The sequence below is a fragment of the Micromonospora sp. NPDC000089 genome (assembly GCF_042899365.1).
Classification (GTDB): Bacteria; Actinomycetota; Actinomycetes; order Mycobacteriales; family Micromonosporaceae; genus Micromonospora.
Window position 1 is genome coordinate 327,098 of sequence record NZ_JBIAZT010000006.1, and the last position, 12,861, is coordinate 339,958.

General features: G+C 73.8%; 10 protein-coding genes. 4 read left to right on the forward strand and 6 right to left on the reverse strand.

What is annotated here, in order from left to right:
* The first annotated feature begins 4 nt into the window (after positions 1 to 4).
* Both ACFY3U_RS14425 and ACFY3U_RS14430 read left to right on the forward strand, forming a co-directional pair.
* Positions 5 to 1,888, forward strand: a complete 1,884-nt coding sequence (locus tag ACFY3U_RS14425) for an ABC transporter ATP-binding protein (protein ID WP_387200454.1) — start codon at positions 5 to 7, stop codon at positions 1,886 to 1,888.
* Complete coding sequence (locus tag ACFY3U_RS14430) at positions 1,885 to 3,615, forward strand: ABC transporter ATP-binding protein (RefSeq protein WP_387200457.1); 1,731 nt, start codon at positions 1,885 to 1,887, stop codon at positions 3,613 to 3,615. Before ACFY3U_RS14425 ends, ACFY3U_RS14430 begins: the two co-directional genes overlap by 4 nt.
* A gap of 106 nt (positions 3,616 to 3,721) precedes the next feature.
* Here the strand turns inward: ACFY3U_RS14430 and ACFY3U_RS14435 are convergent, their stop codons facing one another.
* From ACFY3U_RS14435 to ACFY3U_RS14455, 5 genes are read right to left on the reverse strand one after another with little or no spacing between them, the layout of a single operon-like run.
* Positions 3,722 to 4,630 (reverse strand): carbohydrate ABC transporter permease, encoded by a 909-nt coding sequence (locus tag ACFY3U_RS14435; RefSeq protein WP_387200460.1) that lies wholly within the window; start codon positions 4,628 to 4,630, stop codon positions 3,722 to 3,724.
* Between the two features lies 1 nt (position 4,631).
* Positions 4,632 to 5,540, reverse strand: a complete 909-nt coding sequence (locus tag ACFY3U_RS14440; RefSeq protein WP_387200463.1) for a carbohydrate ABC transporter permease — start codon at positions 5,538 to 5,540, stop codon at positions 4,632 to 4,634.
* 20 nt (positions 5,541 to 5,560) lie between these two features.
* Positions 5,561 to 6,997, reverse strand: coding sequence for an N-acetylglucosamine/diacetylchitobiose ABC transporter substrate-binding protein (gene ngcE / locus ACFY3U_RS14445; protein WP_387200466.1), 1,437 nt, complete (start codon positions 6,995 to 6,997; stop codon positions 5,561 to 5,563).
* A 26-nt stretch (positions 6,998 to 7,023) separates the two neighbouring features.
* Complete coding sequence (locus ACFY3U_RS14450; RefSeq protein ID WP_387200469.1) at positions 7,024 to 7,773, reverse strand: sugar isomerase domain-containing protein; 750 nt, start codon at positions 7,771 to 7,773, stop codon at positions 7,024 to 7,026.
* On the reverse strand, positions 7,770 to 8,717 hold the full coding sequence (locus tag ACFY3U_RS14455; RefSeq protein ID WP_387200472.1) for a MurR/RpiR family transcriptional regulator: 948 nt from the start codon (positions 8,715 to 8,717) through the stop codon (positions 7,770 to 7,772). Before ACFY3U_RS14455 ends, ACFY3U_RS14450 begins: the two co-directional genes overlap by 4 nt.
* Positions 8,718 to 8,916: 199 nt before the next feature.
* On the opposite strand from ACFY3U_RS14455, the gene ACFY3U_RS14460 reads away from it, so the two are divergent.
* Positions 8,917 to 9,906 (forward strand): N-acetylglucosamine kinase, encoded by a 990-nt coding sequence (locus ACFY3U_RS14460; protein WP_387200475.1) that lies wholly within the window; start codon positions 8,917 to 8,919, stop codon positions 9,904 to 9,906.
* A gap of 85 nt (positions 9,907 to 9,991) precedes the next feature.
* A complete protein-coding gene (locus tag ACFY3U_RS14465; protein WP_387200478.1) occupies positions 9,992 to 11,389 on the forward strand; it encodes an acyltransferase in 1,398 nt (465 codons plus the stop codon).
* On the opposite strand, the gene ACFY3U_RS14470 is transcribed toward ACFY3U_RS14465, so the two are convergent.
* Complete coding sequence (locus ACFY3U_RS14470; protein WP_387200480.1) at positions 11,361 to 12,851, reverse strand: CoA-acylating methylmalonate-semialdehyde dehydrogenase; 1,491 nt, start codon at positions 12,849 to 12,851, stop codon at positions 11,361 to 11,363. The two genes, ACFY3U_RS14465 and ACFY3U_RS14470, sit on opposite strands and share 29 nt — an antisense overlap.
* Between the last annotated feature and the right edge of the window lie 10 nt (positions 12,852 to 12,861).

Consider the following 12,861-nt stretch of genomic DNA (forward strand, 5'->3'; position numbering starts at 1 on the left):
CCGGATGCCACCGCAGATCCCCCACGCCGAGCCCGGCACTCCGGACCTCCGCGGGCCACTGCGGTACATCTGCTGGCTGGTCCGCCGCCAGCCCGGGCGGGTGCTGCGCGGGAGTCTTCTGGGCACCGCCTGGATGGTCGGCCTGTCGGCCCGGCCCTGGCTGATCTCCCGCGCGGTCGACCAGGGGCTGCGCACCGGTAACGGCCGCGCCCTGTGGCTCTGGGTCACGGCGATCGTGCTGGCCGGCGTGGCCCTGTCGTACCTGGGCATCATGCGCCACCGCACGATGACCTACATCCGGGAGGACGCCAAGGCCCGCTCGGCCACCCTCGTCCTGCGGCAGGTGTCCCGGCTCGGCGCGGTGCTGCCCCGTCGGGTCGCGGCGGGCGAGGTGGCCACGGTCGGCGGCTCCGACATCGACTGGTCGGCCCAGGTGCTCACGCTGACCGGGCCCGGGGTCGGCGCGGTCGCCGCGTACGGGGTGATCGCCGTCGTGCTCTGGTCGATCTCCCCGTTTTTGGCGCTCTGCGTGCTGATCGGCGTCCCGGCGGTCGGCCTGATCGTCGCGCCGCTGCTGCGCCGCCTCGACCGGGCCGAGTCGGTCTACCGGCAGCAGCAGGGCGCCCTCACCGCCCGCTCCGGTGACATCGTGGCCGGGTTGCGGGTGCTCGCCGGCGTCGGCGGGCGGGCCCTGTTCGCCCGCCGGTACGCCGCCCGGTCCCGGGACCTGCTGGCCGAGGGCTACCGGGTCGGCGCCGTGAACAGCTGGATCGACGCGGCGACGGTCGCCATCCCCGGGCTGTTCCTCGCCGCGGTGGTCTGGTTGGCCGCCCGGATGGCGGTGGGCGGCGAGATCAGCATTGGCGAGCTGGTCGCGGTCTACGGCTACGTGGCGACCCTCGTGGTGCCGGTCTGGTTCCTGCTGGAGGGCGGCCACGAGCTGATCCGCGGGCGGGTCGCGGCCCGCCGGATCGTCGCGCTGCTCGAGTTGACCCCGGACGACGTGGGCGGCACCCCCATCGCAGGGCCGGTGCCGGTGGCCCGGCGGCCGGCACCGGCCGTCCCATCCGCCGACGCCGCGCTGCACGACCCGGTCACCGGACTGACCGTCCGTGCCGGCCGACTGACCGTGGTGGCCGCCGACGACCCGGCCGACGCCGAGGCGCTGGCCGACCGGCTCGGCCGGTACGTCCCGGGCGACGTCACCTGGGGCGGCCTGCCGATGGCCGGGATCCCGCTGACGCAGGTGCGGGCCCGCATCCTGGTCGCCGAGCACGACTCGTACCTGTTCGCCGGCCCGCTGCGCGAGGTCCTGCTCCCCCGGCCGCCCGGCGAGGCCGCCCGGCCCGGCGACGACGAGCGGATCGCTGCCGCTCTGCACGCCGCGGCCGCCGAGGACGTGGTGGACGCTCTCCCGGCCGGGCTGGACACCCTGCTCGACACCCGGGCCCGGTCCCTCTCCGGCGGCCAACGGCAACGGGTGCGGCTGGCGCGGGCCCTGCTGGCCGACCCCGAGGTGCTGATCCTGATGGAACCGACGTCGGCGGTGGACGCGCACACCGAGGCCCGGATCGCGCAGCGGCTGCGCGCGGCGCGGACCGGGCGCACCACGCTGGTGCTGGCCACGTCTCCGCTGCTGCTGGGCCGGGCCGACACAGTCGCCCACCTGCGCGCCGGCCGGATCATCGCCACCGGCCGGCACGCCGACCTGCTGAACCGGGACCCCGACTACCGACGCCTGGTGTCCCGGGACAGCGCCGACCCGGCGGACCGCACTTCCAGCGGCGGACCGCCCGCGGCCAGTGGCACAGCGGCAGCCGACCCGACGGCCGGCGGCCCGTCGCCAGGCGCGGGACGGCCCGGAGACGCCGCGGGGGCGCTGCGGTGAGCGGGCTGCCGGTCGCCGACCGGCCCGCCGTCCGCGGGGCGCTGCGGGGACTGATCGGCCGGCACCGCGGGTCGGTCGCGGTGGTCCTGGTGCTCCAGGGCGCCGCGGCGATCGCGGGGCTCGCCCCGCCGTGGCTGCTGGGCCGGATCGTCGACCGGGTCACCGCAGGCACCGACGTGGCGACCGTCGACCGGCTGGCGCTGGCCATCGCCGGCTGCGTGCTGGTGCAGGCGCTGCTGTCCCGGTACGCGCAGTACACCGGCCACCGGTTCGGTGAGCGGGCCGTCGCCGACCTGCGCGAGGACTTCGTCGGGGCGACCCTACGGTTGCCGGTCTCCGTCGTCGAGCGGGTCGGCTCCGGCGAGCTGGCCACCCGCAGCTCGGTGGACGTCGCCACCGTCGGCACGACCGTCCGGGACGTGGCGCCGACCATCGTGATCGCCTCGGTGCAGCTGGCGCTGCTGTTCGGGGCGGTCTTCCTGCTGCACCCGCTGCTCGGCCTGGTCGCGCTGACCGCGCTGCCGGTGATCGCGGCGGTGACCCGGTGGTACCTGCGGCGGGCCAGCCCCGCGTACCTGGCCGAGGGGGCCGCCAGCGCCGAGCTGACCGGGGCGCTGACCGCCACCGCCGAGGGCGCTCGGACGGTCGAGGCGCTCCGGCTGGCCGAGACGCGGGTCGCCCACGGCACCGGGCACATCGCCCGGGTGTGGCGGGCCCGCCGGGCGACGCTGCGGCTGCGTACCGTCTTCTTCTCCGTGGTGGAGGCCAGCTACCCGCTGCCGGTGGCGGCGGTGCTGCTGGTCGGGGGTCACCTGCTCACCCGGGGGTCGGTCTCGCTCGGCGCGGTCGTCGCCGCCGCGCTCTACCTACAGCAGGCGATCGAGCCGCTGGACCGGCTGTTGCAGTGGACCGAGCAGGCGCAGCGGGGTTTCGCGTCGTACGCCCGGGTGCTCGGGGTGGGCCTGGTGCCGACCGAACCGCCGGGCCGGGCCGCCGCGCCGTCCGGCGAGCGACTGGTGGTACGCGGCGCGCGGTTCGCGTACGCCGCCGGGCCCGACGTGCTGCACGGCATCGACCTGGAGGTACGCCCCGGCGAGCGGCTGGCCGTGGTGGGCCCGTCGGGGGCCGGCAAGTCCACCCTGGCCCGGCTGCTCGCCGGGATCGACGCGCCCCGCGAGGGAGTGGTCAGCATCGGCGGCTGCCCGGTGACCGACCTCGACCCGGCCGAGCGTCGTCGCCGGATCGCCCTGGTCACCCAGGAGCACCACGTCTTCATCGGCTCGGTCCGGGACAACCTCGCCTTCGCCGCCCCGGACGCCACCGACGACCGGATGCGCGCCGCCCTGGTGGCGGTGGGGGCCGACTGGTTCACGAGACTGCCCGACGGACTGGACACCCCGCTCGGCGACGGCGCCCGCCAGCTCGGCGCCGCCGAGGCCCAGCAGCTCGCGCTGGCCCGGCTGGTGCTCGCCGACCCGCACACGCTGATCCTCGACGAGGCGACCGCGGCGCTGGACCCGACCACCGCCCGGCGGACCGAGCGGGCGCTGGCCGCCCTGGTCACCGGCCGGACGGTGATCGCGATCGCGCACCGGCTCAACACCGCGCACGATGCGGACCGGGTCGCGGTGCTGGCCGACGGCCGGGTCACCGAGATCGGCACACACGACGAGCTGGTCCGCGCCGGCGGTCCCTACGCCGCCCTCTGGCGCTCCTGGCACCACTGAGGCCCTCCGGCGGCCTGGCACCGCTGAAGCCCCCGGCCGCCCCCGCGCCGGCCGAGCCCGGCGCACCGCGCCGAGCCCGTGGATCGGGCTGGGCGGGTACGGCGGATCACTTGACCGCGCCGGAGGTCAGGCCCGACTGGATCTGCCGCTGGAAGACGGCGTAGACGATGATCATCGGCAGGATGGCGATGGTCAGCGCGGCGAAGAGGCCCGACCAGTCGGCCTCGTACCCGGCGTTGACCGAGATGTCGGCGATGCCCTGGGTGAGCACCCACTTGTCCTTGGCGTTCGACAACAGCACCAGCGGCAGCTGGTACTGCGCCCACTGCCCGATGATGTTGAAGATCGCCACGCTGATCAGGCCCGGCTTGGCCATCGGCAGCATCACCTGGAAGAAGAGCCGGGTGTGCGAGCAGCCGTCGATCATCCCGGCCTCGGCCACCGAGTTCGGCAGCGTCTTGAAGAACGCGGTCAGGAAGAAGATCGTGAACGGCAGTGAGTAGGCGATGTAGACCAGGATCACGCCGGTGCGGGTGTCCAGCAGGCCCAGATTCTTCACCACGAAGAAGAGCGGCACCAGGGCGAGAAAGACCGGAAAGGCAAGCCCCGAAACGAACAGGTAGTAGATCGCCCGGTTGCCCCAGAACCGGTACCGGGCCAGCACGTAGGCGGCCATCGAGCCGAGCAGCATGGTGCCGAAGGTGCTGCACCCCACCACGAGGACGCTGTTGAGGAAGTACCGGCCGACGTGCGCCTTGGTCCAGGCCCGACCGAAGTTCTCCCAGCGCAGCTCGGCCGGGAGTGTCCACGGGCTGCTGAAGATCTCGCTGGTGTTCTTGAACGCGGCGAGGAACGTCCACAGAATCGGCACGATGACGATCACCGCCCAGACGGCGAGCGCCACGTGCCCGAGGCGGGCGAGCAGGCGTACCTCGTGCTGCTGGCGCCCGCGGCGGGCGGTCGGCGGGGTGGCCGGCGAGGTGGCGCCCGTCGGAGGCAGCGTCGTCTGTGTCATGTCAGTACTCCACGCTTTCCCGCCGGGTCAGCCGCAAGGTCAACGCCGCGAAGGTGATGGTGAGGAAGAAGAGCGCCACGCCCATCGCGGAGGCGTAGCCGTACTTCGAGTAGACGAAGGCGTTGCGGTAGATCTCCACGGCCAGCACCGTGGTGGCGCCGTCGGGGCCGCCGCTGTCCACCGAGAGGACGGCGACGATGGCGAACGCGTCGAACGCGGCGATGCCGAGATAGACCCAGGCCACCTGGAGGGTGTCCCAGAGCAGCGGCAGGGTGACCCGGAAGAAGAGGGTCACCCTGCTCGCGCCGTCCATCTCGGCCGCCTCGTAGATCTCCCCCGGGATGGAGGCCATCCCGGCCGAGAAGAGCACCACGTAGAAGCCGACCGCCTGCCAGACCAACACCGCGATGATCGACCAGAGCGCCAGGTTGGGCCGGATCAGGAAGAGCACCGGGTCAAGCCCGAGCTTCATCAGCACGCCGTTGATCAGACCGGACTCGTTGGGTCGGTAGACCATCTGGAACAGCACCGCGATGATGGCCACGGCCAGGACCTGGGGTAGGAAGAACACCACCCGGTAGAACTTCGCCCCCCGGACCCCCTGCCGCTGGCCGCCGATGCTCCGCCCGCCGACGTTCAGCAGGAAGGCGAAGAACAGGGCGATGACGATGGTGATCAGCGGCAGGGCAAGCAGCAGTACGCCGTGGTGCTGGACGGCCTTCCAGAAGCTGCCGTCGTCGAGCAGCCGCCGGTAGTTGTCGAAGCCCACCCACTGCGGGGCGGACAGCCCCCGCCAGTTGGTCATCGAGATCTGGAACGCCTGGGCGTACGGCGCGATGACGAAGACCACGTACAGCGTGACGGGCGCGAGGAGGAACCCGATCACGAATGGATACTTGCCGTGCCGCATGATCCCGCTACTCCGATCGGTCAGCGCGTGAACTTGGCGACGGAACTGTCCTTCTTGATGGCGTCGGCCCGCTTCTGGATCCGCTCCACGAAGGCATCCGCCTTGATCCGTCCGAACATCAGCTCGTTGGTGGCGGCTCGCGCCTCGGTGTCGAGCTCCTTGTACCAGCCGTCGAAGTACAGGTTGAACACGTCCTGACCGGCGGCCTTGAGCGCGGCCTGCGAGCTGGCGACCCCCGGCGGGAAGGCGTAGCCCTCGCTGCCGGCGGTCACCACCGTCGGCGCCTTGACCACCTCGGTGAAGCCCTTGGCGCCGGCCACCGAGAGCATCTGACGCATGTACTCCAGGCCGCCCCGCGGGTTCTTGCTCTTCGCCGAGACGAAGTAGCCCTCACCCGCGGTCGCCCGCACCGCGGTGCCCGGCAGCTTGTCCGAGGCGGACAGACTCGGCACCGGCATCAGCTGATAGTCGAAGCCGGGCGGGGTGTCCTTCTTCTGCTCGCCCTCCAGCCAGTCGCCGCTGGGGTAGAGCGCCAGCTTGTACTGGTTCTGCCGCAACTGCACGTCGGTGTGCTTCAGCCCCTCGAAGCTCTTGTCGACGTACTTGGCGCCGACCTCCTCCCACGCCTGCGCGGCCTGCTTCACCGCGTCCTGCTGCCAGGCGCCGTCCTCCAGGTTGTCGATGTTCTTCAGCACGTCGGTGCCACCGATCTTGGCGGCGTGGGTGAGGATCACGTTCCACTGGTAGTAGGCCGCGTTCGCACCGGCGTAGCCGTACGGGGTGACGCCCTTGGCCTTGATCTTGTCCAGCAGGGCGGTGAACTCCGACCAGTCCTTCGCCGGCGCCCAGCCGTTGTCCTTGAACAACTTGCCGGAGTACCAGATGCCGAACACCGTCGACACGTAGTAGAGGACGTACGGCTTGCCGTTGAACGAGCCGGCCTCGACGGTGCCCGGGACGACGGTGTCGCGGACCTTCTTCGCCGGGTCGTCGACCGAAGGGGCGTCCCACAGCTCGGTGAGGTCCATCAGCTGACCGTCGGCGACCAGCGAGCCGAAGTCGATCAGCTTCTCGCCGGAGTTGTTGACGAACTCCGGCGGGTTGCCCGAGGCGAACCGGGGCTGAAGCACAGTGGAGATCGCCTGGGTGGACTGGTGCTTGATCTCCGCCTTCGGGAATGCCTTCTTGTACAGCGGCTCGTGCACGTCGGTGGCGTACTTCTCGCCGTAGCCGCCGTTGAAGATGACCACCTCCAGCTGGGCGTCCTCCTTGACGCCGAACGGGTTGGTGGCGCTCTTGGTGCCCTCCTCGGCCTTGTTCGCGCCCTCGTCGGAGCCGCTGGTGGCGCAGGCGCCGAGCAGGCTGACCGCGGGGGTGGCGAGCAGCCCCACCGCGGCGGCCCGGCGGAGCAGCGTGCGGCGGCTCAGGTCGCCGGGGTTCTCAGGGGTCATCGACATCGTCGTCTCTCCTTGTGGTGTGCGGGTCAGGCGGTGCGCCGGAGGCGCCCGGCGTACCGCGACTCGAGGGCGAGGTTGTGCTCGTCCCCACCGGGGACGTTGGCGGAGAGATAGATAGGGGGTACCTCTCCGGCCTGGTGGAACCGCCGGACGACCTCCGCGGTCAGCAGCTGCGCCAGCAGCGCGGCGGTGACCGAGGAGACCGCGCAGACCGCGCCGCCGCCGGAGAGCGGCAGCAGTGCGTCCCCGTACGGCGCGCCGTTGTCCAGCACGACGTCGGCGAGATCGGCGAGTCGGTGCCCGGACGGGTGCCGGGGGGCGACCCGTGCGGTGTGCGCGACCGAGGTGACCGCCACCAGCGGGTGGCCGTGCTCCCGGACCAGCAGCGCCAGCTCGACCACCGAGCCGTTGATGCCGGACTGGGAGGCGATCAGGAACACGTCGGACGGCTGCGGGCGGGCCAGCGCGTACAGCCGGTGGGCCACCGCGGGGTCGCGTTCCAGCTTGGGGTCGGCGAGCACGTCGGGCGGGGCGTCGCCGTGCAGCACCAGGTCGTGCAGGGAGAGCCGGTTGGCCGGCACCAGCCCGCCGGCGCGGGCCACCAGCTCGGCGGCGAACGCCTCGGAGTGGCCGGCGCCGAACGCCTGGAGCATCCCGCCGGAGCGCAGGCTGGTCACGATCGCGTCGGCCGCCCGGGCGATGGCGTCGGCCTGGTCGTCGACCAGCCGGTCGATGACCGGCCGGACGGCGTCGGCGTACCCGCGGGCACTGATCATGGCGTGGTCCCCTTCGCGGCCTTGTGCCCGTCGACGGCCTGGGCGGTACGCCGGAAGGCCGCGTGGGCGCGGTCGTGGGTGCGCTGCGCGACGGCGATGTAGAGCAGGTCGAGCACGACCAGCTGCGGGTGCCGGGCGGAGAGCGCGTCCGGCCGGAAGGTGGTGGCCTGGCTGGCGGTGACCAGCACGATGTCGGCGAGCTCGGCCAGCGGCGAGCGGGGGAAGCCGGTGAGCGCGACCGTGGTGGCGCCCCGGCTGCCGGCCTCGGCGAGCAGCTCGATGGTCTCCCGGGTCTGCCCGGTGTGCGAGATGCCGAGCGCCACGTCCCCGGCGCCGAGCAGGGCGGCGCTGGCCAGCCCCTCGTGCACGTCGCTCCAGGCCCAGGCGGCCACCCCGATCCGGTGCAGGCTGAACTGCATCTCCTCGCCGACCAGCGCGCTGCCGCTGGCGCCGAAGATGTTCACCCGGTTGGCGCCGGCGATCGCCACGGCGGCCCGCTCCACTTCGGCGAGGTCGAGCAGGGCCGCGGTGTCGTGCATGGCGCGGGTGTCGGCGGCCATGATCTGGTCGAGCACCCGCGCCAGCGGGTCGCCGGGCTGGATCTCCCGTCCGATGTCGACGGTCCAGCCGGCCGAGCGGGCCCGGCCGGTCTCCGCGGCGATGCCCAGCCGCAGGTCGGCGTACCCGTCGAAGCCCATCACCCGGCAGAACCGGGTGATCGTGGCCGGCGAGGTGCCGCTGCGCTCGGCCAGCTCCACGATGGTGGCCCGGGCCGCCGCCTCCGGGTCGCTGAGCACGTGCTCGGCGACCCGGCGCAGCGCCCCGGTCAGCTCCCCCGCCCCGGCCCGGACCCGGGCCAGCACCCCGTCGGCGCCCCGCCGGTCGACCGGTCCGGCGTCGACCACCGCGGTCCCCGCGGGGGTGTCCACCTCGTGATCAACCATGGGGAACGCCTTTCCGAAAAGAGTGTTAACTGTTAGTGGTAAAAGTTCTTACTGAAGGGCCCTTCCTGTCAAGGGTGTGGGTGAAGTTTTCAAACTGTTACCTGGCGCACGCCCACGCCCGCCCCGCCGGCCTTGCCCGGCGGCACCGCGCCGACCAGCATGAATGCCTCGCAATGCCGAACCAGGGAGGGCGCACCGGATGTCCGACACCGTCGTGGTCGGTCTCGACGTCGGGGGTACGTCCACCCGGGCCGTCGCGCTCACCCTGGCCGGGGAACGCCTCGGCACCGGCCGGGCCGGCGGCGGCAACCCGACCAGCCACGGCACCGACGCGGCCGCCGCCGAACTGCTGACCGCACTGCGCGCGGCGCTCGCAGGGGTCGACCCCACCCGGGTACGCGCCGGCGCGATCGGGCTGGCCGGGGCCGCTCGCCTGTCGGCCGACCCGGCCGGGCGGGCGGCGTTCGACCGGGCCTGGCAGGAGGCGGGCCTGCGCTGCCCGTACGCGGTGCACAGTGACGCCCTGATCGCCTACGTCTCGGGCACCGCAGCCCCGAACGGCACCGTGCTGATCAGCGGGACGGGCGCGATCGCCGCCCAGGTCCGTGACCTGCGGCTGGACCGGGTCGCGGACGGGCACGGCTGGCTGCTCGGCGATGCCGGCTCGGGCTACTGGCTGGGCCGCCAGGCGGTCCGTCGGCTGCTGGCCGCCCTGGACGCGGGCGAGGAGCCGGGGCCGCTGGGCCGCCGGATGCTCGCCGAGCTGCTCGGCTCCGCCGGAGTCGCCACCCGATCTCGCGACACGGTGGACGCGGTCGTCCAGGTCGTCACCCGCCGCCAGCCGGTCGAGCTGGCCCGGCTCGCGCCACTGGTGGTGGCCGCCGCGGTCGAGGGCGAGCCGGTGGGTGTCGCGTTGATCGACCAGGCCGCCGGGCACCTGGCCGCAAGCGCCGCCCGGATCCGACCCGCCGGCCTCGCGGAGCCGCTGGTCCTGGGCGGCGGCCTGCTCACCGGCGGCACCCCGCTGACCGTGGCCGTCCGCCGGGAGCTGGCCCGGCGGTGGCCGGACGCGCCGCTGCGCCCCGCCGGCGACGGGGCGGCCGCGGCAGCCTGGCTCGCCGCCCGGGAGCTGCCCGAGCTGGCCGACCCCGCCGCCGCGCACGCGCTGCTGGTGCCGCGATCAGCCTGAGAGCCACCGCGCCATCCCGGTGAGTCGACCGGACGACGGCGCCGATGTCGCCGCCTGCGGATCGGCGCTGGCATAGCCTGATCCCATGCGCCGCCTGCGCCAGCTCGCCGAGCGCACCCCGGCCGGGCGGGAACGGTACGTCGACCTGCTGCGCGCCCTCGCCATCACCATGGTCGTTCTCGGTCACTGGGGCATCACGGTGATCACCCACGACGCGTCCGGGCGGCCGGCGGGGCACTCCGCGCTGGGCGACCTGCCGTGGGCGTACCCGCTGACCTGGGCGGCCCAGGTCATGCCGGTGTTCTTCCTGGTCGGCGGGTACGCCAACGCCGCCTCGCTGGCCGCGGCCCGGGCCCGCGGCGGGAACGCCACCGGCTGGCTGGTCGAGCGCAGCGCCCGGCTGGTCCGGCCGACCACCGCGCTGGTGCTGGTGCTGGCCGGCGGCGCGGCGGTCGCCACCCTCCGGGGCGCCGATCCCGCCACCGTCCGCACCGTGGTCTGGTTCGCCACCGTCCCGCTCTGGTTCCTGGTCGCCTACTTCGCCGTCGTGGCACTCACCCCACCGATGTACGCGCTGCACCGCCGGTTCGGGCTGGCCGTACCGCTGGGGCTGGCCGGCCTGGTCGCGCTCGGCGACCTGGGCCGGCTGCTCGGGCCGGCCGGCCTGGCCGACGGCAACTACCTGTTCGGCTGGCTCGCCGTGCACCAGCTCGGCTTCGCCTGGTACGACACCCGCTCCCCGACCACGCCCCGACGCCGGCGGCTGCCGCTGTCCCGGCGCGCGGCGGTGACCCTGCTGGCCGTCGGGCTGGTCGCCCTGGTGCTGCTGACCGTCGTCGGGCCGTACCCGGTGGCGCTGTTGAACGTGCCCGGCGAGCGGCTCGACAACGCGGCCCCGCCGAGCGTGGCGCTGCTCGCCGCTGCCACCGCGCAGCTCGGCCTGATCCTGCTGCTGCGCGGGCCGGCCACCCGGTGGCTGCGACGGACGCGGCCCTGGCAGGCGGTGATCGCGGTCAACGCGGTGGTGCTGACCGTCTTCCTCTGGCACCTGACCGCGGCCGTGCTGCTGGTAGGCCTGCTAGACGGGCTCGGCGTGCTGCCCACGCCGACGGTCGGCACGGGCGCCTGGTGGGCGTGGCGGGTGCCCTGGCTGCTCGCCCTGACGGTGCTGCTCGCCGCCCTGGTCGCGGTCTTCGGCCCGATCGAGGCCCGCACCCGGCGCCCGGGCGGCCACCCGCCCGCCGACGGCACACCGCCTGCTGATCGGAACCGGACACCACGGACGGGCGAGCCAGACGGTCAGGCGCGCCTGGTGCTCGTCGTCGCCGGCTACACCGGGCTGGTCGTCGGGCTGCTGCTGAACAGCCTCACCCGCAAGGCCGCGCCGGAGCCGCTGGGGCTGCCCGCCCCGGCGCTGGTGGCCTACCTGGCCGGGGCGGGCGTGCTGCGGCTGCTCAGGTCTGGGTGGGGAACCCGAGGTTGACCCCGCCGTGCCGCGGGTCGAGCCAGCGGCTGGTGACCACCTTGCCGCGGGTGCAGAAGCGCACCCCGTCCTCCCCGTGCGCGTGCAGATCGCCGAAGAGCGACGCCTTCCACCCGCCGAACGAGTAGTACGCCATCGGCACCGGGATCGGCACGTTGATGCCGACCATGCCCACCTCGACCTCGTGCTGGTAGCGCCGGGCGGCGCCGCCGTCGTTGGTGAAGATCGCCGTGCCGTTGCCGTACGGGTTGGCGTTGACCAGCTCCACCGCCTCGTCGTACGAGCCGACCCGCAGCACGCTCAGCACCGGCCCGAAGATCTCGTCGGTGTAGATCGACATGTCCGGGGTGACCCGGTCGAAGAGGGTCGGGCCGAGCCAGAAGCCGTCGGCGTCGCCGTCCGGCACGACGTCCCGCCCGTCCACCACCGGCACCGCGCCGGCCGCCACGCCCGCCTCCACGTACGACCGGACCCGGTCCGCGTGCGCGGCGGTGACCAGCGGGCCCATGTCGCAGCCGCGCCGGCCGTCGCCGGTGCGCAGGGCCGCCATCCGCTCCGCGATCCGCGCCACCAGGGCGTCGGCGACCGGCTCCACCGCGACCAGCGCGGAGATCGCCATGCACCGCTCCCCCGCCGAGCCGAACCCGGCGTTCACCGCCGCGTCCGCGGCCAGGTCCAGGTCGGCGTCCGGGAGCACCACCATGTGGTTCTTCGCGCCGCCGAGCGCCTGCACCCGCTTGCCGGCCAGCGACCCGCGCTGGTGCACGTACCGGGCCACCGGGGTGGAGCCGACGAACGACACCGCCCGCACCGCCTGGTGGTCGAGCAGCGCGTCGACCGCCTCCTTGTCGCCGTTGACCACGTTCAGCACCCCGTCGGGCAGGCCGGCCTCGGTGAACCACTCGGCCAGCAGCAGCGCCGCGCTCGGATCCTTCTCGCTGGGCTTGAGCACCACCGCGTTGCCGCAGGCCACCGCTACCGGCACGAACCACAGCGGCACCATCACCGGGAAGTTGAACGGCGAGATCACCGCCACCACACCCAGCGCCTGCCGCAGGCTGTACGAGTCGACCTCGGTCGAGACGTTCTCGCTGAACCCGCCGCGCAGCGCCGAGGGGATGCCGCAGGCGTACTCGATCACTTCCAGGCCGCGCTGCACCTCGCCGGCGGCGTCGGCGAGCACCTTGCCGTGCTCGGCGGTGATCGCCTCGGCGAGCCGGTCCCGGCGGGCGTGCACCAGCTCGCGGAACGCGAACAGCACCGCCGTCCGCCGGGCCAGCGAGGTGTCCCGCCAGGCCCGGGCGGCCCGCTCGGCGGCCTCCACCGCCCGGGCGACGTCCGCCGCCGAGGCCAGCTCCACGCTCCCGGTACGCCGCCCGGTGGCCGGATCGAAGACCTCCCCGAACCGCTCCGACCCGCCGGTGATCCGCTTGCCGTCGACGAAGTGCCCGATCCGGTTCACCGCGCCACCT